This is a genomic window from Microbacterium sp. NPDC058021 (assembly GCF_042885955.1).
Lineage (GTDB): Bacteria > Actinomycetota > Actinomycetes > Actinomycetales > Microbacteriaceae > Microbacterium.
The window spans coordinates 167000-191829 of the sequence record NZ_JBHVRF010000005.1; the positions used below are offsets into that span (position 1 = coordinate 167000).

Annotated in this window: 23 protein-coding genes and 1 tRNA gene; 8 read left to right on the top strand and 16 right to left on the bottom strand. The window is 70.4% G+C overall.

All coding sequences use genetic code 11. The features are described from left to right. Positions 1 to 5: 5 nt before the first annotated feature. Positions 6 to 1304: an ABC transporter substrate-binding protein gene (locus ACFVR6_RS12120; protein WP_386963291.1), complete on the bottom strand. Its 1299-nt coding sequence runs from the start codon at positions 1302 to 1304 to the stop codon at positions 6 to 8. A 167-nt stretch (positions 1305 to 1471) separates the two neighbouring features. Beyond that, the gene (locus ACFVR6_RS12125; protein ID WP_386963294.1) at positions 1472 to 2458 is read right to left on the bottom strand and encodes a Gfo/Idh/MocA family protein; all 987 of its coding nucleotides are present in this window, start codon (positions 2456 to 2458) and stop codon (positions 1472 to 1474) included. A 324-nt stretch (positions 2459 to 2782) separates the two neighbouring features. On the opposite strand from ACFVR6_RS12125, the gene ACFVR6_RS12130 reads away from it, so the two are divergent. Together ACFVR6_RS12130 and ACFVR6_RS12135 are read left to right on the top strand one after the other, a co-directional pair. After that, positions 2783 to 3703 (top strand): AEC family transporter, encoded by a 921-nt coding sequence (locus ACFVR6_RS12130; RefSeq protein ID WP_386963297.1) that lies wholly within the window; start codon positions 2783 to 2785, stop codon positions 3701 to 3703. A gap of 90 nt (positions 3704 to 3793) precedes the next feature. Then, on the top strand, positions 3794 to 4342 hold the full coding sequence (locus tag ACFVR6_RS12135; RefSeq protein ID WP_386963300.1) for an HdeD family acid-resistance protein: 549 nt from the start codon (positions 3794 to 3796) through the stop codon (positions 4340 to 4342). Between the two features lie 51 nt (positions 4343 to 4393). On the opposite strand, the gene ACFVR6_RS12140 is transcribed toward ACFVR6_RS12135, so the two are convergent. After that, positions 4394 to 6385, bottom strand: a complete 1992-nt coding sequence (locus ACFVR6_RS12140) for a S9 family peptidase (RefSeq protein WP_386963303.1) — start codon at positions 6383 to 6385, stop codon at positions 4394 to 4396. 4 nt (positions 6386 to 6389) lie between these two features. Continuing rightward, positions 6390 to 7154, bottom strand: coding sequence for an SDR family oxidoreductase (locus tag ACFVR6_RS12145; RefSeq protein ID WP_386963306.1), 765 nt, complete (start codon positions 7152 to 7154; stop codon positions 6390 to 6392). A gap of 120 nt (positions 7155 to 7274) precedes the next feature. Between ACFVR6_RS12145 and ACFVR6_RS12150 the strand changes: the two genes are divergently transcribed. From ACFVR6_RS12150 to ACFVR6_RS12165, 4 genes are all read left to right on the top strand, one after another. Continuing rightward, positions 7275 to 7766: an NfeD family protein gene (locus tag ACFVR6_RS12150; RefSeq protein ID WP_386963309.1), complete on the top strand. Its 492-nt coding sequence runs from the start codon at positions 7275 to 7277 to the stop codon at positions 7764 to 7766. Further along, the gene (locus ACFVR6_RS12155; RefSeq protein ID WP_386963312.1) at positions 7759 to 8700 is read left to right on the top strand and encodes an SPFH domain-containing protein; all 942 of its coding nucleotides are present in this window, start codon (positions 7759 to 7761) and stop codon (positions 8698 to 8700) included. Before ACFVR6_RS12150 ends, ACFVR6_RS12155 begins: the two co-directional genes overlap by 8 nt. Beyond that, positions 8697 to 9473: a glycerophosphodiester phosphodiesterase family protein gene (locus ACFVR6_RS12160; RefSeq protein WP_386963315.1), complete on the top strand. Its 777-nt coding sequence runs from the start codon at positions 8697 to 8699 to the stop codon at positions 9471 to 9473. Before ACFVR6_RS12155 ends, ACFVR6_RS12160 begins: the two co-directional genes overlap by 4 nt. Positions 9474 to 9589: 116 nt before the next feature. After that, positions 9590 to 9973: an RNA polymerase-binding protein RbpA gene (locus tag ACFVR6_RS12165; protein ID WP_386963318.1), complete on the top strand. Its 384-nt coding sequence runs from the start codon at positions 9590 to 9592 to the stop codon at positions 9971 to 9973. Positions 9974 to 9982: 9 nt separating this feature from the next. Here ACFVR6_RS12165 and lnt read toward each other — a convergent pair whose 3' ends face one another. The 9 genes from lnt to ACFVR6_RS12210 form a co-directional block, all read right to left on the bottom strand. Further along, the gene (gene lnt, locus ACFVR6_RS12170) at positions 9983 to 11578 is read right to left on the bottom strand and encodes an apolipoprotein N-acyltransferase (protein ID WP_386963321.1); all 1596 of its coding nucleotides are present in this window, start codon (positions 11576 to 11578) and stop codon (positions 9983 to 9985) included. Continuing rightward, the gene (locus ACFVR6_RS12175; RefSeq protein WP_386963324.1) at positions 11575 to 14061 is read right to left on the bottom strand and encodes a DEAD/DEAH box helicase; all 2487 of its coding nucleotides are present in this window, start codon (positions 14059 to 14061) and stop codon (positions 11575 to 11577) included. Before ACFVR6_RS12175 ends, lnt begins: the two co-directional genes overlap by 4 nt. Further along, positions 14058 to 14816 carry a twin-arginine translocase subunit TatC gene (tatC, locus tag ACFVR6_RS12180; protein ID WP_386963327.1) on the bottom strand — a complete coding sequence of 253 codons (759 nt, stop codon included), beginning with the start codon at positions 14814 to 14816 and terminating at the stop codon, positions 14058 to 14060. Before tatC ends, ACFVR6_RS12175 begins: the two co-directional genes overlap by 4 nt. A 66-nt stretch (positions 14817 to 14882) precedes the next feature. Beyond that, the gene (gene tatA / locus ACFVR6_RS12185) at positions 14883 to 15158 is read right to left on the bottom strand and encodes a twin-arginine translocase TatA/TatE family subunit (protein WP_386963330.1); all 276 of its coding nucleotides are present in this window, start codon (positions 15156 to 15158) and stop codon (positions 14883 to 14885) included. A gap of 57 nt (positions 15159 to 15215) precedes the next feature. Further along, positions 15216 to 16178 (bottom strand): helix-turn-helix transcriptional regulator, encoded by a 963-nt coding sequence (locus tag ACFVR6_RS12190; RefSeq protein WP_386963333.1) that lies wholly within the window; start codon positions 16176 to 16178, stop codon positions 15216 to 15218. Beyond that, the gene (locus tag ACFVR6_RS12195; protein ID WP_386963336.1) at positions 16175 to 17179 is read right to left on the bottom strand and encodes a helix-turn-helix transcriptional regulator; all 1005 of its coding nucleotides are present in this window, start codon (positions 17177 to 17179) and stop codon (positions 16175 to 16177) included. The genes ACFVR6_RS12190 and ACFVR6_RS12195 overlap by 4 nt, the downstream gene beginning before the upstream one ends. A gap of 5 nt (positions 17180 to 17184) precedes the next feature. Further along, complete coding sequence (locus ACFVR6_RS12200; RefSeq protein WP_386963339.1) at positions 17185 to 18117, bottom strand: FKBP-type peptidyl-prolyl cis-trans isomerase; 933 nt, start codon at positions 18115 to 18117, stop codon at positions 17185 to 17187. Positions 18118 to 18126: 9 nt separating this feature from the next. Next, a complete protein-coding gene (locus ACFVR6_RS12205; RefSeq protein WP_386963342.1) occupies positions 18127 to 19143 on the bottom strand; it encodes a tRNA (adenine-N1)-methyltransferase in 1017 nt (338 codons plus the stop codon). Further along, positions 19140 to 19826: an HAD family hydrolase gene (locus ACFVR6_RS12210; RefSeq protein ID WP_386963345.1), complete on the bottom strand. Its 687-nt coding sequence runs from the start codon at positions 19824 to 19826 to the stop codon at positions 19140 to 19142. The genes ACFVR6_RS12205 and ACFVR6_RS12210 overlap by 4 nt, the downstream gene beginning before the upstream one ends. 83 nt (positions 19827 to 19909) lie before the next feature. Between ACFVR6_RS12210 and ACFVR6_RS12215 the strand changes: the two genes are divergently transcribed. Further along, a complete protein-coding gene (locus ACFVR6_RS12215) occupies positions 19910 to 20776 on the top strand; it encodes a PAC2 family protein (RefSeq protein WP_386963348.1) in 867 nt (288 codons plus the stop codon). Between the two features lie 10 nt (positions 20777 to 20786). Here ACFVR6_RS12215 and ACFVR6_RS12220 read toward each other — a convergent pair whose 3' ends face one another. Together ACFVR6_RS12220 and ACFVR6_RS12225 are read right to left on the bottom strand one after the other, a co-directional pair. Then, complete coding sequence (locus ACFVR6_RS12220) at positions 20787 to 21611, bottom strand: undecaprenyl-diphosphate phosphatase (protein ID WP_386963351.1); 825 nt, start codon at positions 21609 to 21611, stop codon at positions 20787 to 20789. Positions 21612 to 21632: 21 nt separating this feature from the next. Beyond that, entirely contained in the window at positions 21633 to 22934 is a 1302-nt protein-coding gene (locus ACFVR6_RS12225) for a M20/M25/M40 family metallo-hydrolase (protein WP_386963354.1), read from the bottom strand. A 110-nt stretch (positions 22935 to 23044) separates the two neighbouring features. Here ACFVR6_RS12225 and ACFVR6_RS12230 point away from each other — a divergent pair. Then, positions 23045 to 23129, top strand: a tRNA-Leu gene (locus tag ACFVR6_RS12230). A 530-nt stretch (positions 23130 to 23659) separates the two neighbouring features. Here the strand turns inward: ACFVR6_RS12230 and ACFVR6_RS12235 are convergent. Further along, positions 23660 to 24751 (bottom strand): VIT1/CCC1 transporter family protein, encoded by a 1092-nt coding sequence (locus ACFVR6_RS12235; protein WP_386963357.1) that lies wholly within the window; start codon positions 24749 to 24751, stop codon positions 23660 to 23662. Positions 24752 to 24830: the final 79 nt, after the last annotated feature.

Genomic DNA, 24830 nt, shown 5'->3' on the forward strand with positions numbered 1-24830 from the left:
GCGGACTAGCGGACGACCTGATCGAGCGTCTTCAAGGCTTCGTCCCACGCCTCTTCACCGCTGGTGATCTCGCCCTGGCTCACGCGGTCCAGTGTCGGACCGAAGACGTTGTCCTGGATGTTCGAGTCCTCCGGCCCCTTGACCTGAGCGATGACGCCCTCGGACCGCGCCGCGAAGATCTCCCCGACGGGTGCGTCGTTGAAGAACGCATTCGCGGAGTCCGCAACGAGTTCCTGCCCCTCGAGGGTGCTCGGGTACGGGCCAGCCAGCTCGAACGATGCCGCCTGCTGCTCGGGAGCAGCCAGCCAGAGAGCGAGCTTGGCCGCCTCCTCCTGGTGTTCCGACGATTCGGAGACACCGAGGAAAGCGCCGCCCCAGTTGGCCGAGCCACCGGGGAGAACATCGGCGAAGTCCCAGCCGCTGTCCGTCGTGCCCTCGTCGTAGTAGCCCTGCACGATGCCCAGCATCCAGCTCGGGCACATGTAGACGGCGAAGTCGCCCTCCTTGGCCTCGGGGCCGACGTCCCATCCGGGGAGCCCGGCACCGAGGCCGGACATCTCCGCGTCCACGAGCTCGATGTAGTGCTCCTTCAGCACGTCATTCCCCTCGATGTTGAGCGTCTCGCCGTCCTTCTTGTAGTAGCCCTCTTCCTGCTGGTTCACGAAGGAGTTCCAGAAGAATCGGGGGCTGTGCCAGAACGCCGCGCCGCTGGCGTCGACATACTCCTGACCGACCTCGTAGAAGCGATCCCACGTCGCGTCCTCGCCGCCCAGGTACTCTGCGACCTCGGTGCGCTCGCTGGGCAGGCCGGCGGCGGCGAAGAGGTCGCCGCGGTAGCAGATGCCCTGGGGGCCGATGTCGAGGCCGGCTCCGATGACGCGACCTTCCGAGTCCGTGCCCTGCTTGTACTTCCAGTCGAGCCAGTCGTCCTTCACGTCCTCGATGCCGTGGTCGCGCAGGTCGACGAAAGCATCTGAAGGGATGGTGCCGAGCCAGCCCTCTTCGATCGCGACGATGTCGCTGAGTCCGGTGTTCGCGGCGATCTTCGCGTACGCGTCGTCACGCGCGGCTCCGCCGCCCTCGAGATTGGTCGCCTCGATCTTGATGTTCGGATTCTCCTCCATGTACTTCTCGTAGTTCGCGTCTACGCCCATGGTTCCGAACGTCGTGATCGTGAGGGTGATCTGACCATCACCGCTGTCGCCGGCATCCGCTCCCCCGCCGCCGGAACAGCCGGCCGCGGCGACCGTGATCAGTACGGCTCCGATGACGGAGGCCGCGGTGGTTGCGCGTCTTGACCTCATGAAACACTCCCTTGTGTGCTCGCTGATGAAACCTCAGCGGGTGCGGTCCGGCCAGTCGCGGGAACGTTCCCATGAGGATTCGGTCAGGCTATTGCGCGAGGCCGGACTCGTCAAGGGAACGTTCCCATGAGCTGCGGCGGCGGCTGGAGTTCGAACCGGCGACAGCGTCAGCGCGTGAGGGCGGCCTCGCGCCAGTCGGTGAGGACGCGAGCAGCGGCGCGGGTGTGCGCCCACGGCATCTGCGGCACCTCGAGGCGACCCTCGGCGATCGCAAGTGACAGCGCATCGGCCTCTGCGCCCATCGGCTGGACGACGGGCACCTCGATGACCCGCTCCGCGCCCCCGCGGCGCACGATGAGCTGCGACGGACTCTCGGTACGACTGCCCCACACATCGGGCAGCACCACTTCGCCATCGGTGAAGCGCAGGATGCCCGTGTCGGACAGATTCTCGATCACCGAGGTCGCGATCACCGCGGTGAAATCACCGAACGCAAGCTCGGCCGAGGCTGCGCCGTCGACGCCACCGACGAGTTCCGCCGCGAAGGAGTGGTAATCGGGCATGATCGGCCGCCCGGCCGCGTCCGCGAGATCGATGGCCAGGGCGACCGGGTAGCACCCGACGTCGAGGATCGCGCCACCCGCGAGCGATGGATCGAACAGACGGCCCTCACGGACGCCCGCATCGAAGCCGAACGCACCCTCGAAGCGCACCGGCGCGCCCAGATCTCCCCCGGCGGCGAACTCTCGGAGGGCCTCGGCGAAGGGCCCGAACCGCGTCTTGAACGCCTCGAGGAATGGGCGCTGCGCACGCTCCGCGGCGAGCAGGATCCGCTGGACTTCGTCGATCGTCGGGCTCGCTGGCTTCTCGCAGAGCACGGCCTTGCCAGCCTCGAGTGCCCGGACCGAGAGGGCGGCATGCGTTGTGTGGACCGTGCCGACGTACACCGCGTCCACATCGTCGCGCGCCAGGATCTCGTCGTATGTTCCGAACGCCGCGGCCCCGTGCGCAGCGGCGAAGGCCTCGGCGCGGTCGACGGACGTGCTGCCCACCGCGTGAAGGACGCCGTGTCGCGAGGCCCGGAGGCCCACCGCGAAGTCTCGGCTGATCGCGCCCGGCCCGAGGACCGCCCATCTCGTCTGCAGTTGCGCCACAGCTCGATGCTATCCAGACGCCGATGTGCGGATGAAGCCGGCGATCAGGCGGCTGCGGACCTCATCCGCGGCACGCGTCAGGTGAGAGGCTCAGCTGCGTGGGCGACGCTCGAACGGGCCCGGTTCGTCGTCATCGCCCTCGACCTCGGATGCGGCCTGCACGGCGATGGGCGGAACACCCAGGAACAGTGCGACGAACTTGCCCCATCAGCCGGACCGACCCGCGGTCTTCTCGTCCACATCGTCTCCTTCATCGGTCGACTGCGGCTCACGCTACCGCGTCGATCGCGCGGCGTCCGCCGCGGCGAGCCCTAGGCTCGTACCGTGCTGGATGTCGCCACCGGGTTCGTCGTCATCGGTGTGGCGATCCTCATCGGCTACATCATCGGGCGCATCGACCTGCTCGGTCCGCACGGGCGTCACGTGCTGAACCGGCTGACCTTCTTCGTGCTGTCACCGTTCCTGCTGTTCGTGGTGCTGGCACAGGCCGACGTGCACACGCTGTTCTCGGCGCTGCTGCCGGTCTCGGCGATCGCCGCCGTCTCGGTCATCGCCGTCCAGGCGTTGTTCTCGCGGTTCGTGTGGCGCCGCTCCGCCGGCGAGACGACGATCGCGGCGCTGTCGGCCGGACAGGTCAACTCCAACAACATGGGCATTCCGTTGTCGCTGTATCTGCTCGGCAGCGCCGCCTTCCCGGCTCCCGTGATCCTGCTGCAGCTGCTCGTGTTCACCCCGATCTCGATGGCCATCCTGGATGCCGCGACCAGCGGCCAGCGCTCCGCACGCCGCATCCTGCGCCGCACCGCGACGAACCCGATCGTGCTGGGGTCGGTGCTCGGCGTCGCCGTCTCGCTCAGCGGCTGGGAGCTGCCGCCGTTGATCCTCGATCCCGCGCAGTCCGTGGCGAACGCGTGCATTCCGGTGCTGCTGATCGGCTACGGAATGTCACTGCACGGACAGCGCGTGCTGGGAAAGCCCGGCCGCCGCCGCGACGTGCTGCTGGCGACGGCGCTCAAGCTCATCGCCATGCCGCTGATCGCCTGGGCGGTGGCCTCGTTCGTGTTCCACCTCTCCCCCGCCGAAATCCTCATCGTGACGGTGCTCGCAGCTCTCCCGACGGCGCAGAACATCTTCACGTACTCACAGCACTACAACGTCGGGGAAACGATTTCCCGCGACACGATCTTCCTCACGACCGTCGGCTGCGTGCCGGTTCTGCTGCTCGTCATGCTCCTTCTGGGTTGACCCGCCCCGCCGTGTCGACTCCCCCGCACGTCGCGTGAGAGGGCTATGCTGGCGCCGTCCTCACAGGGGATTCTCAGAAAGGACAGACCAATGACCACCGAATCCATCGATAGGCCGGTTCTCAACGGCATCCGCACGGCCCTCGGCATCAGCGGCGTGCTCGCCCTGCTGCTGGGCATCCTCATCATCGTCTGGCCCGGACGCACGGCCATGGTCGTCGTCGCGATCGTCGCGGTGTACGCGATCGCGGCCGGTCTCGTCTACGCCGGGCTCGGCATATTCAGCGCCCAGAAGGGCGGTTGGGCACGCGTCGGGCACATCGTGCTCGGCGTGCTGTTTGTCATCGCCGGTATCGTCGCGTTCATCAATCTGCCCGCCGCGACCGCCTGGTTCGGCGTCTTCATCGGTGTGTTGGTCGGCATCATGTGGATCATCGAGGGCATCGTCTCGCTCACGACCCTCGAACTGGCCGTTTCCCGGGGATGGACGATCTTCTTCGCGATCCTCTCGATCGTCGCCGGCATCGTGCTGCTGTTCGCGCCGCTGTGGGGCGCAACGACGCTCTGGCTGCTGTTGGGCATCTCGGGGATCGTGCTCGGCATCGTGCAGATCGTCCGCGCGTTCACCTTCGGCAAGTAACCGAAACCACGAGGGGCCCCGGATCTCCGGGGCCCCTCGTCGTGTCTGCGCTCACCGCACCGGCAGATACCGATCCCACCAGTCGAGCACGGCATCGAACCGCTCCACGCGGTGCCGGGGCTGCCCGCCGCGCGTGAGCTCGTGGTTCTCCCCCGGGAACACCAGCATCTCCGCCGGGGTCCCCTGACGCTTGAGCGCCGTGTAGTAGCGGGTCGCCTGCTCCAGCGGGCAGCGGAAGTCGAGCTCGGAGTGCACGACGAAGGTTGGTGTGCGCACCCGCGACGCCACCGCCATCGGGCTCTGCCGCGCCACCACCTCCGGATCGGTGCCGACGTACTCGTCACCGAAGAACGAGCCGATGTCGCTGGTGCCGACGAACGCCACCGGGTCCAGGAAGCCGCGCTCCACGATCGCGCCGGCGAAGCGGTGGTCGTGCGCGATGACCCACGCGGTGAGGTACCCGCCGTACGAGCCGCCCATGACCCCCACCCGCGAACCGTCGAGGCGCGCGTCGGCGGCGATGGCCCCGTCGAGGTAGTCGATGACGTCGGTGTAGTCCACCGTGCCCATGGCCTGGCGGATGCTGCGCCCGTGCGCCCGGCCGTACCCGGCGGACCCGCGAGGGTTGCAGTAGACGACCGCGTACCCGGCGTCGACGAGCACCTGCGTCTCGTCGAACGCGTGGATGCCGTAGCTCGCGAACGGGCCGCCGTGGATCTGCAGGATCACCGGGAACGGTCCCGCCCCGGCGGGGATCGCGACCCAGCCGTGCACGGGGTAGCGATCACGCGCGGCGAAGGTGCGCTCGACGGGGGTGACGATCCCGGCTTCGAGCAGCCCGGCGCCGAAGTCGGTGAGTGGATGCCACGTCCCGCCGGCATCCACCCGCACCAGTTCGCCGAACGAGGTGGGCGTGGCGATCGCCGCGACGATGCTCCCGCCGGCGGCCGCGTGCCCGAGCACCTCGACGTCGCCGCCGAGCACCTCGGACCTCGCACCGGCACGGGTCACCCGCAGCAGCCGCACGCGTCCGCGCGCGCGGTCCTGCACGAGCACGTCGTCGCCGTCGAAGCCGATGTGGCTTCCCACTTCGCCGAGGTCGATGGTCTCGGCATCGGTCAGCGACCGTGGTGTCGCGCCGTCCAGCAGCCACAGGCCGGTGCCGGGTGCGACGAAGTCGCGACCGGCGGGCCCGACGTCGAAGGCGAGTGCGAAGACGGCGCCGTCGGGGGCGACGGCCACCTCGTCGATCGCGAGATTCGCCTCGCGGGCGACCACGGTGCGCTGCCCGGAACCGTCGACGGCGACCGCGACGACCGGGGTGCGCAGGTCGCGCACGACCTCCTCGATCTCCTCGACGACGGCGAGGAGGTCCGCCCCGTCGGTGGTGAACACCGGGGCACTGTAAGAGGCGGTGCCGTCGGTGAGCTGCACCGCTTCGGCCGGGATCAGACGCTGCGTCGGCGCGTCCTCACCCTCGCGACGCACGGCCGCCGCTGGCTCGTAGAAGGGCTCGGCATCGACGTCGGGAGCATCGACGACGAACAGCTGCGCGGGGCGGTCGCCGAGGTAGCCGAGACCGTTGGCATGCCAGCGGATGCCGGTGATGCGCCGCGGCGCCTCGGCCGCGGCATCCAGCCCTTCCACCGAGCCGTAGCGGCCCCGCTCGGGCACGCGGGCGCTGAAGGCGATGCGGTGGCCGTCGGGCGACCACGCGAAGCCGCTCACGCCGAGCGGCGCGTCGGTGGCCTGCACCGGTTCGCCGCCCTCGGCGCGCACGACGAAGATCTGCGCGCGGCCCTGTGCGTCGCCGCGGAGGAAGGCCACCAGCGCGCCGTCGGGCCGCAGTCGCGGCTCGGTGTCGGCGATGCCTCGGGTCAGGCGCCGCGGGGCACCTTCGGGCAGGTCGACGCGCCAGAGCTGGCCGACGTCGCGATTGGCCTCGAGGTCGGGGTGCGACGCGGCGAACACCGTGAAGGCGCCGTCGGGGGCGATGACCGGCCGACCGACCGACACCAGCGCGTCGATGTCCCGCGCGCGCATGGGCTCACACCTCCGCGAACGAGCTGGTGTCCCCGATCAGGCGGGTGTTGTCGGCGGGCACGTCTTCGACGGCGGCGCGGGCGACCTCGGCGGCGAACTCCGACACGTTGTAGAGCTTGCCGGCCGATTCGCGACGCGAGGCGATCGCTCCCGGGTTGGCACGCTCCAGCAGGGTCGCGGTGATCGTGCCCTCGATCATGTCGCCGGAGACGACGACGAAACCGATGCCGCGCTCGTCGAGGTCGCCGATGCGCTCGCGCAGGGCGTCTTCACCGGCGCGCTTGGACAGCGCGACGACCTCGTACTCGGCCATCGTGGTGGTGGTGCGGATGAAGTGCGCCTGGTGGCTCGTGACGAAAACGACACGGGCGCCCGGGCGCAGCAGCGGCAGCGCCGCCTCGAGCACACCCACCTGCGCGTCACGGTTGAGCTTCAGGGCGTAGTCCTCGGCCATGCCCGACTCCATGCCGCCCGACGCGTTGAGCACGAGGATGTCGAGCCCGCCGAACACGCGCTCCACTTCGGCGAACATCGCCTGCACGGCGTCGGGGTCGGTGAGGTCGGCGCCGACGACGAGCGCCTCGACCCCGAGCTCGCGCAGCTGCGCGGCGAGCTTCTCGGCACGCGGGGCCTTGTTGCGGAAGTTGATGACGACGTTCGCGCCGGCTTCGGCGAGGTAGCGCACGGTGTCGGCGCCGATGCCGCGCGACGAACCGGTGACAAGGGCCGTCTTTCCGCTGAGCGAACCGGCGGGCAGGATCTGGGACATGGGGCGGCGCTCCTGTTCGAGGGGCCCGGAACGGGCGTCGCCCGGGCTGTCCGAGCCTATCAACCGTGCGTCCGCCGACCGGTGTTAGGGTTCCGTCAACGGACCGATGAAGGGGCTGGGATGCTGCCGGATCTCACGCAGTACCTGTGGATCGCCTGGCTTGTGCTCGCCCTTCTGTTCGTCATCGCGGAACTGGTGACCCTGGAGTTCACGTTCCTCATGCTCGCGGCGGGCACGCTGCTCGGCGGCCTCGGGGTGAACCTGCTCGGCGGCCCGTGGTGGCTGCAGGTGGCCGCTGCCGCCGCCGTTTCGGCGTTGCTGCTGTTCACGATCCGCCCCCTGCTCCTGCGCGTGCTGCATCGCGGCAAGGAGCGCGCGCTCACCAACGTGGATGCCCTCTACGGAATGGGCGCGCGCGTGGTCGCACCCTTCGTCGACGATCTGGGCTCCGTGCGCCTGGACAACGGCGAGACGTGGACGGCACGGCTCAGCGCCGACACGCCCGCCGTCGGCGTCGGCGTCGGCGACCGCGTGCGCGTCGTGAGCGTGCTCGGCTCGGCAGTCGAAGTCTCCTCCTCCCCCCAACCCGAAAGGACGTCGGACGATGGTTGACGTCGGAGCGTTCGTCGGACAGATCTTCGTGATCGTCCTGCTCGTGGTGCTCGCGATCTTCGTGGTCGTCGTGATCTTCCGGTCCATCCGCATCATCCCGCAGGCCTATGCCGGGGTCGTGGAGCGCCTCGGTCGTTACCAGCGCACCCTGAGCCCCGGCCTGAACCTCCTCGTGCCGTTCGTGGATCGCCTGCGCCCACTCGTGGACATGCGCGAGCAGGTGGTGTCCTTCCCGCCGCAGCCGGTGATCACCGAGGACAACCTGGTCGTCTCGATCGACACCGTCGTGTACTTCCAGGTGACCGACGCTCGCGCGGCGACGTACGAGATCGCCAACTACCTCGGGGCGGTGGAGCAGCTCACCACGACGACGCTGCGCAACGTCGTGGGCGGACTCAACCTCGAACAGGCCCTCACCAGCCGCGACAACATCAACAGCCAGCTGCGCATCGTGCTCGACGAGGCCACCGGCAAGTGGGGCCTGCGGGTCTCGCGCGTGGAGTTGAAGGCCATCGATCCGCCCGTGTCGATCCAGGACTCGATGGAGAAGCAGATGCGCGCCGAGCGGGAGCGACGCGCGACCATCCTCACCGCCGAGGGCTCCAAGCAGGCCCAGATCCTCGAAGCCGAGGGACGCCGGCAGGGCGAGATCCTCCGCGCGGAGGGCGACAAGCAGGCCGCGGTGCTGCGCGCGCAGGGTGAGGCAGAGGCGATCGAGACCGTGTTCCAGGCCATCCACCGGGGCGACGCCGACGAGAAGCTGCTGGCGTATCAGTACCTGCAGACCCTCCCCAAGATCGCCGACAGCGCCTCCAACAAGCTCTGGATCATCCCGAGCGAGTTCACCGAGGCACTCAAGGGCGTGAGCGGCGCGTTCGCGGCGAAGGCGTCGGATGCCGCGGCGCGCCGCCCCGGCGACCCCACCGCGCCGTGAGTCACCCGTGGTTCGCCCGGCCCGGCCCGCGCGTGCTCGCCCACCGCGGGCTGCTCCCCGCCGACGCCGAGGGCATAGCCGAGAACAGCTTCGCCGCCGTCGCGGCCGCGCACGCCGCCGGTGCGGCCTACGTCGAATCGGACTGTCATCTCACCGCTGACGGCGAGGTCGTGCTGTTCCACGACGACGATCTCTCCCGGGTGACCGGCGACCCCCGCCCCGTCGCCGACGTGCCGCTGGCCGAGCTCGAACGACTCATGGCCGACATCGGCGGGCTGATCACCCTCCGCCAGGCGCTCGAGGCCTTCCCGGATCTGCGGTTCAACCTCGACGTCAAGGCACAGGCGGCCGCGGCACCCGTGGGACGCATCGCCGCCCCGCACGCCGAGCGGGTGCTCCTGGCGAGCTTCTCCGATGCGCGACGACGTACCGCGCTCGAGGCCGCCGAGCGCTTCGGCCGCGGCATCCGTCCCGCCACATCGGCCGGCACCGCGACGATCGGCCGTACACTGTCGGCGCTGGCTGTGCGGTCGACACCGCTCGTGCGTCGGGCTCTCGCGGGCGTCGACGCGTTGCAGGTGCCCGAGCGCCAGGGGCCGGTGCGGGTGGTCACCCCCCGGCTCATCGAGGCCGCGCACGCCTGCGGAGTGGAAGTCCACGTCTGGACCGTGAACGACCCGCTGCACATGAGACGGCTGCTCGATCTCGGGGTCGACGGGCTCGTCACCGACCGTGCGGATGTGGCGTTGAGAGTGGTCGCCGAACAGCGCTGAGAGCCTGTACTCGCGGGGCTGGGGATCGGCTGTGAATGCCTTCCGGCACAGGCCCGTTCGGAGTATGCGCACAGGTCTCAGCGTTATACCTGTACAGGCGACGAGAGGACCACACAATGGCAGACCGCAGTTTGCGCGGCATCCGACTCGGCGCGTCCAGCCTACAGAGCGAGGACGGCGTCGTATTCCATGACCGGACCACACACACATACGTGTGCACCACGTGTGGCAAAGAGACCACCCTGCCCTTCGCGGTCGACGCCGAGGCGCCGGAGACCTGGGAATGCCGCACCTGCGGCGCCGAGGCCTTGCTGCGTGTCGGCGACACGACCGTCGAGGTCGATCACAGCGGCGACAAGGTCCCGCGTACGCACTGGGACATGCTGCTCGAGCGGCGCACCCTTCCCGAGCTCGAGGAGCTTCTGGAGGAGCGCCTCGCGTTCATCCGCGAACGGCGCGGTGCGGGCCAGGACGTGACCGCGGCAAAGAAGAGCGCCTGACGCGCTGACTCACTTCGAGACGCCGGTCCCCTCGGGGGCCGGCGTCTTCGTCGTTCCCGCGGCACGCCGCCGGCGCGCCAGGTGCGCGCCGGCGAGCAGTGCGAGGGCGAGGATGCTCCCCCATCCGAGCACGAGCTTCACCGCGGCGCCGACGACGACGGCAGGGGTGAGTCCGGTGCGCAGCGGCACGTCGGTGACCATGGCACCCGCCACGCCGGCGGGGAGGCCTTCGATGACGGAGCCGTCGGGCGCGATCACCTGGCTGGTGCCGACCGTCGAGAGGTTGACCACCGACCGACCGGTCTCGATCGCGCGCATGCGCGCGAAGGCGAGCTGCTGCAGGTTCTCGTCGGTGTCGCGGAAGTCGGCGTTGTTGGTCTGCAGCATGTACACCTGGGCGCCGTCGCGGGCGCCCTCCCAGATCACGTCGTCGTAGATGACGTCGAAGCAGATCGCCAGGCCCACCCCGATGCCGTCGACGTCGAACAGCGGCGGGTTGGTGCCGGGGGTGTACTCGCGCTGGATCAGCCCGACGAGGTCGGGCACGAGCGCTTCGAAGAACCAGCGATCGGGCACGTACTCCCCCATCGGCACCGGATTGCGCTTGTCGTGCAGCGCCACCGGGTTGTCCTCCCCCGGCACCCACAGCATCGAGGTGTTGTAGCCGGCGTCGTCGCGCGTCGTGGCCGCGTTGACGATGAGCGGCGCGTCGAGGGTGCGCGCGAGCCGGTCGAGCACGACCGCCACCGAGGCGTTCTGCAGCGGATCGGCGTCGATGCCACCTTCGGGCCACAGCAGCACGTCGAGGTCTTCGTCCAGCAGCGGCTCCGTGGCATCCAGCTGGGATTGCAGCACCGCGTACGGCTCGCGCTCGTCGAAGTACCCGGTGGGGCCATTGCCTTGCACCGCGCCGACGCGCATCGTGCCGGCGGGGGTCGTGGGGAACGCGGGGGTCAGCAGCAGCACGGCGATCGCGACGATACTCGGCAGCGCCGTGCGCCACGCGCGCCAGCGCCCCAGCCGCACCCACTCGATGACGGCGGCCACGGCGAAGACCATGACGAAGGTGAGGCCGGCCACGCCCAGCCACGACGCGAGGTGGGCCAGCGGGCTCTCGGACTGGCTCATGCCCAGCCGCGCCCACGGGAACCCCGTGTAGGGCCAGGAGCCCATGAACAGCTCGCGCGCGGTCCACAGGCCCGCCACGAGGGCGGGAAGGGCCAGCAGGCGCCACCAGGTGCCGCCGCGCACCTGCGGCATCCACCGGTAGGCGAGCATGATCAGCACCGACCCGAGCGCCCAGAACAGCGTCTCCAGACCCGCGAGGGCGAACCAGGGCACGGGGCCCAGGTACCGGGTGATCCAGACGATGTGGGTGAAGTAGAACGAGGCGCCGAACACCGCGCCCACCAGCAGCGCGCCGCCGCCGGAGCGGCCGATGAGCGAGAGCAGGGCGAACGCCACGCCGACGAACGCCAGCGGCCACCACCCGATGTCGGGGTAGGCGAGATCGAGCACCGGTCCGCCGACGAGCGCGGCCAGCAGCGCCACCCACAGCGGCAGGAGCGGGCGCGGCAAGGGCTCGCGACGGCGGCGGGCGCTCATACGCCGCTGTAGGCGACGATGCCGCGCCGCACGGCGTCGAGTGCTTTGCGCGCGGTCGTCGCGACCGGCGCGTCGGCGACGAGCGACAGCTGGTCGAGCAGATCGATCGTCTGCTTCGCCCACCGCACGAAGTCGCCGGCGGCGAGATCGGCTTCGGTCAGCACCCGGTCGAGCATGCCCCCGCGCGCCCAGGTGTACATCGCCTGGGCGAGGCCGGTGGCCACCGGTTCGGTGCCGGGGAGGTGATGCTCTCGCTCCAGATCGTCCAACCGTGCCCACAGCAGCTGCGTCTCGGTGAGCGCCGTGCGGAACGCACCGCGCGGCAGGCCGTACTCCCCCGGCCCCTCCGAGTCGCGGCGCGGTTCGTAGACCAGGCAGCAGGCGAGGGCCGCGAGCGAGGGGGCATCCAGGTTCTTCCAGATGCCGCGGCGCAGCGCCTCGGCCACGAGCAGGTCGCGGTCACCGTAGATGCGGCGCATGGTGCGGCCGGCGGCGGTGAGGGAGGTCTTGCCCGCGGCGTCGACCTCGACGTAGTCCAGGGCCGTGAGCACGTCCACAACGCGGTCGAAGACCCGGGCGACCGTGCCGGTGCGGGTCTGGATCTCCCGCCGCATCTTGTCGGTGCGGCGCTTGAGCTTGTAGTACCGCTCACCCCAGCGTGCGTGGTGCTCGCGGTCGGGGCAGCTGTGACACGGATGCCGCTGCAGACGTCGACGCAGCGACTCCATCTCCTGCTGCCGCTGACGCCGCAGCTTCGCAGGCGCGGTGCGGTCGGCGCGGCCCTGCTTCTCGAGGTCGGTGAGCTCCCGTCGCAGCCCGGCGTATTCGACGAAGTCTCCGCGGTCGCACGTCTGCGCCTGCCGGTAGCCGGCCAGCGACTCCTCGGCCTCGCGCACCTGCCGCGCCAGGCCCACGACCGAGCGGTCGGCCTGGAACTGGGCGAAGGAGGACTCGAGGATCTCGCGGGCCTCGGCGCGGCCGAACCGGTCGATGAGGTTGACGGCCATGTTGTAGGTGGGCCGGAAGCTCGAGTTCAGCGGATAGGTGCGACGCGACGCGAGTGCGGCGACCGCCTGCGGGTCGACGCTCTCTGTCCACTGGATGACCGCGTGCCCCTCGACGTCGATGCCCCGGCGCCCGGCGCGCCCGGTGAGCTGGGTGTACTCCCCCGACGTGATCGCCACACGCGCCTCGCCGTTGAACTTCTCGAGCTTCTCCAGCACGACGGTGCGGGCGGGCATGTTGATGCCGAGCGCGAGCGTCTCGGTCGCGAAGACGACCTTCACGAGCTTGCGGCGGAAGAGCTCCTCGACGACCTCTTTGAACGTCGGCAGCAGACCCGCGTGATGCGCCGCGATGCCCCGCTCGAGGTTCTCGCGCCACTCCCAGAAGCCGAGCACGCCGAGGTCTTCGTCGTTGAGCGACTGCGTGCGCTCCTCGACGATGCGGCGGATCTCGGCGCGCTCGTCGGCATCGGTGAGCCGCAGCCCCGACCGGCGCACCTGCTGCACGGCGCCGTCGCAGCCGGCGCGGCTGAAGATGAAGAAGATGGCGGGCAGCAGGTTCGCCCGCTGCAGCAGCTGCACGACCTGCGGGCGGTCCAGCCGCTCGACCCGCTGCACGTTGCCGGGTCGCACGGGGCGGCGCCCGCCGCGCTGCGGGCGGCGGTGGGTCGGCTCGTACCCGCCGTGGCGCGCGCTGTTCATCGACTGCGCGCGGCGGTTCTCCTCGAACGTGGCGCCCTTGACCGACCGGATGCGCATGAGTTCCTGATTGACCTGCGCCGTGGCGATGCCGGCGCGGTCGTCGAACAGCGGCAGCAGGTCGCCGCGCACGAGCATGTGCTGCTCGAGCGGCACGGGCCGGGTCTCGGAGACGATCACCTCGGTGTCGCCGCGCACCGTGTCCAGCCAGTCGCCGAACTCCTCGGCGTTGGACACCGTCGCCGACAGCGACACCAGCCGCACGCTCGGCGGCAGATGGATGATGACCTCTTCCCACACCGCACCGCGGAAGCGGTCGGCGAGGTAGTGTACCTCGTCCATGACCACGAACCGCAACCCGCGCAGGGCGGGCGAATCGGCGTAGAGCATGTTGCGCAGCACCTCGGTGGTCATCACCACGACGCGCGCATTGCCGTTGATGTTGGTGTCGCCGGTGAGCAGGCCCACCTGGTCCTCGCCGTACACCTCCTGAAGCTCACGGAACTTCTGGTTCGACAGCGCCTTCATCGGCGTGGTGTAGAACGCCTTGTCGCCGGGCTCGCGCATCGCCAGATGCACGGCGAACTCACCCACGATCGTCTTGCCTGCGCCGGTGGGTGCGGCCACCAGCACGCTGCGCCCGTCTTCGAGGGCGTGGCATCCCGCGATCTGGAAGGGGTCGAGCGTGAACCGCTGGCCCTCCGCGAAATCGGTGGTCAGCGGATGCCGGCGCGCGTCGTCGGCCGCGGCGAACCGCTCCGCCGGGCTGGGCGCACTCACAGGGCGGGTCCGGACGGCAGCAGCGCCGCATCGCGCTTGCGGCGGCGACGGTCGAACAGCAGCGACAGGCCCGCAGCGGCGAAGAACAGCACGACGAGGATGCCGGCCAGCAGCAGCATGCTGACCGCGTCGGCGGCGGGAGTGGCGATGGCGGCGAAGATCGTGGCGATCAGCACGGCCGCGCGCCAGCCCTTGAGGATCGCGCGGCCCGACATGATTCCGGCGAGGTTCAGTGCGACCAGGAACACCGGCAGCACGAACGAGATGCCGATGACGATCATCAGCTTGAAGACGAAGTCGTAGTACTCCGCGGCGTTGTAGAAGTTGACACCGCCCTCGGGGGTGAACGACCACATCACCTCGATCACGTGCGGCACCACGAGCATGCCGACGTAGCAGCCGGCGAAGAACAGCGGAATGGCGGCGGCGACGAACCCGACGGTGTAGCGGATCTCCTTGCGGGTGAGTCCGGGCATGATGAACGCCCAGATCTGCCACAGCCAGACCGGCGCCGACAGGAACAGGCCGATCGAGAACGCGATCCGCATGCGCAGGTCGAACGCCGATGTCACGGTGCCGAAGTTCAGCGCGGAGAAATCGTCGCCGCGCTGCTCTGCGATCACGCGGATCGGTCCGGTGATCCACTCGATCACGGGACCGGTGACGAAGAAGGCGACCACCATGCCCACCACGAGCGCGGCTGCGGCGATCATCAGCCGTTTGCGCAACTCCAACAGGTGTGCCCCGAGGGACATCCGCTTCTCGCGGCGAGGCGGGTCCGGTTCATCCACCCGCTGTCGTTCGGCCGTGGCCACCTCGGGCTACGGCTTTGGTTCGGAGGGCCCGCTCGCGCTGTCGGGAGCCGTCGTGGAGGCGGTCGAGTTCGCGGTGCCGGCGACGGGAGGCGTCGTGGCGGCAGGCGTCGTGGTCGTGGCGGCCGGGACGTCCTCGTCCTTCATCGCCTTCATCTCGCCCTTGAAGACGCGGGCCGACTGGCCGACGCTCTTGGCCAGTGCGGGAAGCTTGGCCGCGCCGAACAGAAGCAGAATGACCGCGAGGATGATCAGCAGGTGCGGCCATCCGAATGCGTTGCCCATGGAGGTCTCCTCGAATCGGGGTTCAAAACAGTGTAACCCGGCAGGTTGCGCCGTGGTTCAGCGGTACTGCGCGAGTCCCGCGGCGGCCCAGGCGGCCGTGGCGCGCCGGGCGCCGGCGGGGGCGAGCACCTCGACCTCGCCCCCGAGGCGGGCGGCGAGCCGCTTGAGGCTCTGCTCGTCGGCCACCCGCATGGTGGCGGTGTCGCGGTCGCCCTCGGCGACGATGTCGGCGCGCGCGAGGTAGTCGCCCAGCAGCGGCGCGATCTGGTGCGGGTACCGCACACGCGCGGCGACCTCCCCGGCCCCCGGCTCGAAAAGGTCGGGCACGGGTTCGCCGCCGTGGGCGATGGGGATGCCGGTGAGGGCGACGTCGCTGACACGGTCGAGGTGGAAGGTGCGCATCGCCTGGCGCATGTGGCACCAGCCCTGCAGGTACCACTGGCCGTCGGCGATGTGCACCTTGACGGGATCCACCGTGCGGATGGTGGGCGCGGCATCCGGGGCCTGATAGGTGAACGACACCGCCACGCCTTCGCGGAGCGCTTCGGCCACCGTCACCCGCACGTCGTCGACGGGGCCGGGGGCCACGATCACGTCGGCGGGGGCGCTGGCCGCACCCCGGGCGAGCTTGGCGAGCAGACTCTGCACGACGCCCTGGTCGCCGACGCCGGGCAGCGTCGCCGCCAGCTGCAGCCCCGCCAGCAGTGCGGCCGCCTCGCGGGCGGTCAGTCGGGGCGAGCGCTCGAGTCCGACCGAGTGGGTGATGACGATGAGGTCGCGTTCGTCCAGCAGGTCCCAGTCGATGTCGAACAGGTCACCCGGCAACTGCCAGTACCCTCCCTCACCGGGACGACCGATGACGGTGAGCTTCTGCACCATGTCGCGCATCTGGTCGGCGGTGACCTCGAACTCGTCGGCGGCTTCCGCGACCGACACCTCGCCCTTGCCCAGCAGGTACGGCACGAGCTGCAGGATGAGGGCGGCACGCTCGGTGGCGTGCAGCGGCCGGGCGGCGCTCATGCGTGCTCCCCGTCGTGATCGGCGTGGAGGTCGACGGTGGCCTGCAGTCGGCGGATGACCTCGTCACGCAGGGCGGCGGGTTCCACCACGCGCACCTCGGGGCCGTAGGAGGCCAGCTCGTCGGCCAGCACCTGCGCGTCGACGTACGGCACCAGGATGCCCTGCTCGGCGGGCTGGGCACGCCGGCGCAGCCGGAGCGACGCCTCGGTGCCGGGGTTGACCTCCAGCAGCGCCTGCTGCCGGGCCGCGACCTCGTTCAGCCCGGCCACGGCGCGGTCGCCCGCACCATCGCGCAGCGCGGCGTCGAACGTCTCCCGGGTGATGGTGACGTCGCCGACGATGCGCGAGAGCAGGAAGGTGCGCTCGGCATCCTGATCGATGTCGAATCCGAACACGTGCCAGCGCGACTCGTAGTCCACCAGCGCGAGGGGACGCACGCGCCGCAGGAGCGGCCGCTCCTCCCCCGGCTTCAGATACGGGAACGACACGACACGCGACTGCTCCATCGCCCGCTGCAGCGGGGCGAAGGCCGGGGTGCGCACGCTCAGGCGCGGCGAGAACCCGAGGATGGGCTCGTCGACGTCGTTGCCCAGCGCGCGGATCTTGCGCAGGCCGCTGCGCGCCTCCGCCGACAGCGAGCGCTCACTCCACACGCCACCGGCCACGGCCAGCACAGCCAGCTCCGCCGGCGTGAAGGAGATGTCCTCGGGGAGGGCGTACTCGTCGTTGGGCACGCGGTAGCGCGCCTCCCGCAGATCATCGGGGTCGGCGTAGTCGCCGATCGTCTCGATCGGCACGCCGAGGCCGCGCAGACTCTCCTTGTCGCGCTCGAACATCTTCTCCAGCGCGTCCTTCGATGCACCGGACTCCGATTGCTCCCGGTAGCCCGCGACGGACGCGAGGATGGTGTCCTTCGTCAGCCCCTGGTCGGTCGCCATGAGGGCGACGAGCAGGTTGACCAGACGCTCCTCGGGCGCGCTGCGGCTGGACGGGGCTGCCATTGCGGCTACTCAGCCACCTCGTCGAGACCGAGGATGTCGATCACGAACACGAGCGTCGCACCCGGCGGCACAGCGCCCTGGCCGGCATCGCCGTAGGCCTGGTCGGGCGGGATCACCGCGAGGATCTGCGAGCCGACCGTCTGACCCTCGAGCGCGGCCGCGAAGCCGGGCACGACCTGGTCCAGCGACAGGGATGCCGAGGTGCCGGTCTCCCACGTGGAGTCGAAGACCTCGCGGTCGTCCCAGGTGACGCCGGTGTAGTGCACGCGCACGGGCTGCTCGCCGGTGACGACGGGACCGTCGCCCTTCTGCAGCACCTGCACGACCAGCTCATCGGGCGCGTCGGCGTCGGGGATGATGATGCCGGGGGTGCCGTCGGGCGCGAGCACGACGCTCGGCATGCCGCGACGGTCGTTGTACTGCGCGGCGCCGTCGGCCTTGTCGAGGTAGACCTTCTGCAGGTCGATGACGAACACGGCGGAGTCGTCCTCCCCGAGACCGAGACTCGCCGCCGCCTCGGGCGCGAGGTCGTCGGGCGCGATGGCACCGGAGATGAGCGACCCTTCGGTCGCGCAGTCGAGCATCGTCGCGATGCCGGCGTAGAACTCGCCCCACTGCGCCACGGGCGCGACCTGGGTGCCGCTCTGGACGAGCGTCTCCCCCGTCGTGCCGTTGACGATGGTGATGTCGAAGACGACGTCCTGCGCATCGGAGGTGACCGTGGGGCCCTCTCCGACGGTGAGGTCTTCGAAGACGGTCTCTTCGACGTGCACGGGAGCGGACAGCTCCACGGTGTCGCCGGAGACGCTGATCAGGTCGAGGACGGACGCGTCGGAGACGGCGCGCTCGCACGACGCCTCGGTCGATGCGGACGAGCAGCCGACGAGGGCCAGAGTGGAGACGCCGACGACGGCGGCGATTGCGGGAATCCTGCGCACCGGTACAGCCTAATCGGTGGCGGCGTCCGTCTCGGTCCCCGCGGCGATGCGCGCGCCGTCCGCGATGCGCTGAGCCTCCCGCACGCGCTTGCGCAGGTTCTTGTCGGTGATCTCGCGATCGCCCACGGCCCCGGGGGTCCAGATCTCCACGTCCTCGTCGGCGTAGCTGGGCTTCTTCAGCGCGCGCTTGCGCACATCGGGCGGCACGGCGCCCGGCGCCAGGCGCCGCGCGGTGAGGAGGAAGCCGGTGTGGGCGACCATGCGATGGTCGGGGCGCACCGCGAGACCTTCCACGTGCCAGCCGCGCACCATCGTCTCGTTGGCCTCGGGATCGGTGAACAGGCCCGTGCCGCGGATGAACTCGGCGACCCGGCTCAGCTGCGTCGCGGTGGCGACGTAGCAGAGCACCACACCACCGGGGGTGAGCGCGTCGGCGACGGCGTCGATGCACTCCCACGGCGCGAGCATGTCGAGCACGACCCGGTCGACGGATGCCGGGGCGACGGCGCCCGGCAGCGACTCGACGAGATCGCCGACGACCACCTCCCAGTTCGCCGGCGGGGTGCCGAGGTAGGTCTCGACGTTGGCGCGCGCGACCTCGGCGAACTCCTCGCGGCGCTCGAACGAGACCAGGCGACCGGTGGCGCCGATGGCGCGCAGCAGCCACAGCGACAGCGCACCCGACCCGACGCCGGCTTCGACGACGGTCGCCCCGGGGAAGATGTCGGCCGAGGCAAGGATCTGCGCGGCATCCTTCGGGTAGACGATCGCAGCTCCGCGCGGCATCGACATGACGAAGTCGCGCAGCAGCGGGCGCAGCGCCAGGTACTCGTGGCCGCCGCTGCCGGTGACGACGGAGCCGTCGGGAAGCCCGACCAGCTGCTCGTGACGCAGCACACCGTGGTGGGTGTGCAGCTCGCCGCGCTCGCGGAGGGTGATCGTGTGCAGGCGGCCCTTGGGGCCGGTCAGCTGCACCCGGTCGCCGTAGCGGAACGGGCCGGTGGGACGGGTGAGGTCGACGGTCATGACGACTCCTTCGTGCGGTGGTCGGCATGGAGCTGGGTGAGGTCGGCGGCGGTGCGGCCGGCGAGCGTGGGCCACAGCGCATGCGCGCCGACGCCGGTGAGGGACACCATGAGCGGCACCCCGAGGCTGGTGGCCCCCGACGCGATGGCCGAGCGCAGGCCGTTGGGCGAATCCTCGATCGCGACGACCTCGGACGGCTGCACGCCGAGCGCCTCGCAGGCCTGCAGGTACGGGTCGGGGAAGGGTTTGGGGCGGATGGCGTCGTCACCGGCGACGATGACGTCGAACGCTTCGAACGGGATCTGCGCGACGACGGTCTCGGCCATGCGCCGCAGCGACATCGTGACCAATCCCGTCTTGATCCCGGCTTCGCGGAGGCTCTCGAGCAGCTCCTGGGCACCGGGGCGGAAGGGATTGCCGAGCTCGCGCAGCTGGGTCATCACCTGGGAGGTGAGGTGGTCGACGATGGCGTCTTCCTGCATGCGCACGCCGGCGTCCTGGAGGATCCGGGCGGAGTCGTGCAGGCCGAGGCCGACCAGGCCCAGCGCCTGCTCGTGCGTCCAGGTGCCCCCGTAGCTCTCCACCAGCGGCGTCTCGGCGGCCATCCAGTACGGCTCGGTGTCGACGAGGGTGCCGTCCATGTCCCACAGCACGGCTCGAAGGGTGGGAACGGGGCCTGTCACCTCCCCATGGTACCGAGGCGCATGGCGCCTCCCGCCCGCCCCGGCAGCGCGCGGCCTATCCTGGGAGGGACGAAGGGAGTCGTGTGGAGGGACTGGGACGCCGCGTTCTCGTGGCGGCATTCGACGGATGGAACGATGCCGGCGAGGCCGCATCGGCAGCCGTCGCACTGCTGCGCGAGGAAGGAGCGTACGAGCCGGTCTTCTCCGTGGACCCCGAGCTGTACTTCGACTACCAGTACACCCGCCCGCAGATCAGCCTCGATGCCGAAGGCCGTCGCGTGCTCAACTGGCCGGAAACCACACTGTGGCGCCCCTCGCGACGCTCGCGTGGCACGCAGCTGTGGCTGCTGACCGGCGTCGAGCCGGCGCGGGCCTGGCAGGCGTTCGCGGGCGAGATCATCGACGTCGCACTGCGCGAGGACATCACCGGCCTCGTCTCGCTCGGCTCGATGATGGCCGATGTGCCGCACAGCCGCCCCATCTCGGTCTTCGCCGGCAGTCACAACGAGGAACTGCGCACCAAGCTCGAGCTGGAGAAGTCCACCTACGAAGGGCCCGTCGGCATCCTGAGCGTGCTCGACCAGGCAGCGGATGCCGCCGGCATCCCGTCGGCGTCACTGTGGGCGAGCGTGCCGCACTACGTCGCGGGACACACCCCGTCGCCCAAGGCGACGCTGGCGCTGCTGGACAAGCTCGAGGACCTCACCGGTGCGCGCGTGCCGCGGGCTCAGCTCGCGGCGGAGGCGGCGGCGTGGGAGGCGACGATCGACGCTGCGGCCGCGGACGACGAGGAGATGACGGAGTACATCCGCCAGCTCGAGCGCACCCGCGACACGTGGGACTCCCCCGAGGCCTCGGGCGACGCGATCGCGCAGGAGTTCGAGAAGTACCTGCGCCGCGGCGGAGAGGGCCCGAGCAAGCCCGGACGCGACGAGCCGCCGCGGCGCTGACCCGTCGGGATCAGGGCTGCAGCACGCCCATCGACAGCAGCACCAGCAGCACCGTGCCCAGCACGACGCGGTAGATGACGAACGGCAGGAAGCTGCGCTTGGAGATCCAGCGCATGAAGAACGCGATCACGCCGAGGGCGACCGCGAAGGCGATGACGGTGGCCACGAGCGTCTCGGGCAGGCTGAACGGGCCCTGCACATCCCAGCTCTTGAACAGCTGGTAGAAGCCACTGCCGAAGACCGCGGGGATCGCCAGCAGGAACGCGTAGCGGGCGGCATCCGCGCGCTTGTAGCCGAGGAGCAGCCCCATCGTGATGGTGCCGCCCGACCGTGAGACTCCGGGGATGAGGGCCAGGGCCTGCGCGAACCCGAACGCCACGCCGTGCGGCAGCGTCAGGTCCTTCAGCTCGCGACGCTTGGCGCCGATCTTGTCGGCGATGCCCAGCAGCACACCGAAGACGATGAGCATGATGGCCACGAGCCACAGCGACCGGAACACCGTCTCGATCTGGTCCTGGAACAGCAGGCCCAGCACAACGATCGGGATGCTGCCGATGATGATGAGCCACCCCATGCGGGCATCGGGGTCGTTGCGGGGCGCCTTGCCCACGAGGGACCGGCACCACTGGCCGATGATGCGCACGATGTCGCGCCAGAAGAACACCACGACGGCCGCCTCGGTGCCGATCTGGGTGATGGCGGTGAACGCCGCGCCCGGGTCCTCGGCGCCCGGGAGGAGCTCGCCCAGGATGCGCAGGTGGGCGCTGGAGGACACCGGGAGGAACTCGGTGAGCCCCTGCACCAGACCCAGGATGATGGCCTCGAAGAAATGCATGCGCGCCTTTCGGTGACTGCGTCAGTAGCTGCGGAGAAGGTCCGTGAGCACGGCCTGCCCGAACACCAGGGCGTCCAGGGGCACGCGTTCATCGACCCCGTGGAACATACCCGTGAAATCGAGATCCGCCGGCAGACGCAGCGGTGCGAAGCCGTAGCCGGCGATGCCGAGGTACGCGAGCGCCTTGTTGTCGGTGCCGCCGCCCATGAGGTACGGGATGACGGGCACGCCGGGGTCGTGGCGGCCGAGCGCGGCGATCATCTCGGTGACGAGGTCGCCGGCGAACGGCACCTCCAGGCCGATGTCGCGATGGACGATCTCGATCTCGACGTCCGCGCCCACGATCGCGGCGATGTCGGCGAGCACGGCGTCTTCGGTCCCCGGGATCGTGCGCACGTCGATGAGGGCTTCTGCGGTGTCGGGGATGACGTTGTGCTTGTAGCCCGCGGTCAGCCCGGTCGGGTTGGTCGTGGTGCGGAAGGTGGACCGCAGGAAGCCTGCGGCGGCGCCGAAGCGCTCGGCGACGGCATCCGGATGCTGCGGGTCGCCGCCGACGAGGGCCGCGAGACCCGCCACCAGCTGACGGGACGTCTCGGTCATCGCCACCGGCCACGCGGTGCGGCCGAGGGCCGCGACCGCCTCGGCGAGCCGGGTGACGGCGTTGTCGGGGTGGAGGCTGCTGCCGTGCGCCGCCCGCCCGCGCGCCCGCAGCCGGATCCACATGAGGGCCTTCTCCCCCGTCTGCAGCAGGTACGCGCGACGGTCGCCGGAGGCGATGGAATAGCCGCCGACCTCGCTGATCGCCTCGGTCGCGCCGGCGAACCACTCGGGGTGGTTCTGCACGACCAGCGCGGAACCCTCGACACCGCCGTTCTCCTCGTCGGCGAAGAACGTGACGATGACGTCTCGGGCGGGCTGCTCGCCGGAGCGGAGCAGGTCGGCGACGGAGGTGAGGATCATGGCATCCATGTCCTTCATGTCCACCGCGCCCCGGCCCCACAGCATGCCGTCTCGGATCTCTCCGGCGAACGGGTCGACGCTCCAGTCCTCGGCGACGGCGGGCACCACGTCGAGGTGGCCGTGCAGCACGAGGGCGGGCTTGTCGCGGTCGCGTCCGGGGACGCGAGCGGAGACGTTGGTGCGACGCGGGATGGGTTCGTAGAACTCGGGCGCAAGACCCAGCGCCTGCAGGTACGCGCCGACGTACTCGGCGGCCTCGCGCTCGCCGCGGGCGTTGCCGCCACCGAAGTTCGACGTGTCGAACCGGATGAGGTCGCGGGCCACTCGGACGACCTCGGGCAGGTCGGCTTCGGTCTCGGGCATGCCGACTACGCTACCGCTGTCGTCGCGCCACGCCGTGCGGCGCCGGTTCGAACACCGGCGCGGATCATGCTAGGCTCGACCCTCGGTTGCGAAAGCAATTTTCACCCAATGCGCGGGTGGCGGAATAGGTAGACGCGCTAGCTTGAGGTGCTAGTGCCCGTATAGGGCGTGGGGGTTCAAGTCCCCCCTCGCGCACAGATGAAGAAGGCCCCCGAAAGGGGGCCTTCTTCCGTTTCCGGGTGTCGCGGCATCGGTCGCCTGGTGCCTCTTTCCGGGCGCGTGCCCCCGTTCGGGGCGCGTACCGGGCACCGAACGGGCGGGTGCCCCCGGTTCGGGGCGCGTACCGGGCACCAGACGGGTGCGTGACCCGGTTCGGGGCGCGTACCGGGCACCAAACGGGTGCGTGACCGGGTTCGGGGCGCGTACCGGGCACCAGACGGGTGCGTGACCGGGTTCGGGGCGCGTACCGGGCACCAAGACGGGTGCGTGACCGGGTTCGGGGCGCGTACCGGGCACCAAGACGGGTGCGTGACCGGGTTCGGGGCGCGTACTGGACACCAAACGGGTGCGTAACCGGGTTCGGGGCGCGTACCGGGCACCAGACGGGTGCGTGACCGGGTTCGGGGCGCGTACCGGGCACCAAACCCCGGATGCCACGGTTCGGGGCGCGTACCGGGCACCAAGCGGGTCGGTGACCCGGTTCGGGGCGCGTACCGGGCGCGCGGCTAGGCCACCGAGACGCCGAACACGAGACCCAGCGCGTACGTGATCGCCGCCGCCCCCATGCCGATCGCGAGCTGACGCAGCGCGCGACGCAGCGGCGGGCCTCCCGAGAGCACGCCCACCAGCGCACCCGTGGCCATGAGCGCGATGCCGACGAGCACGAGCGCCATCACGACGGCGGCGACGCCCTCGAGGCCGAAGAGCCACGGCAGCACCGGGATGACGGCGCCCGACGCGAAGAACAGGAAGCTCGACGTCGCTGCACCCCAGGCACCGCCCACGACCTCCTCGACCTCCAGGATCTCCTGCGGACGCCGGTAGGGCACCGAACGGTCGGCGGCCTGCGCCGTCGCCACGACACGGCGGGCCCGCTCGATCGCCTCGTCGGCGCTGATGCCGCGCGCCCGGTAGACCAGGGCCAGCTCGTTGGCATCGAGGTCGAGGTCGGGCAGCGACGCGTCCACGAAGTCGCTGTGGCCGGTGGCCTCGATCATCTCGCGCTGGGAGCGCACCGAGACGAACTCCCCCGCCGCCATCGACAGCGCACCGGCGAGCAGGCCGGCAAGGCCACTGAACAGCACGAACTGCGCGCCGACGCCGGTGGCACCGATACCCATCACGAGCGCCAGGTTCGACACCAGGCCGTCGTTCGCGCCGAAGACCGCGGCGCGGAAGGTGCCCGACAGGCGACGGCGGCCCCGGGCCGCGAGTCCGCGCACCACCTCGTGGTGCACCTTCTCGTCGGCGACCATGGCGGGCGTGGCATACGGCTCGTTGTCGTAGGGCGACCGCGCCTCGGCGTTCTGTGCCAGGGCGAGCACGAAGATCATGCCGAACCGGCGCGCCATCCACCCGAGCATGCGGGTGTCGAGACTCGGCTGCGGCAGCCGCTTCGGCTCACCGCCCAGCAGGCCCACCCAGTGCGCCTCGTGGCGCCCCTCGGCATCGGCGAGCTCCAGCAGGATCTCCCGCTCCTCGCCCGTGCGACGGGCAGCGAGGTTGCGGTACACGCGTGCCTCGGCGCGCTCGTCGACCAGATACTGCGCCCACCGCCGTCGGTCTCGCGGCGTGGGGCTGGCGACGGGCGCGCTCATCGTTCCTCCGAGGGGAGTGGTACTGAAGGGGACCTCCTCACGGTAGTGACGCGCACCGCGCCGACCCGCCCGAAACCAG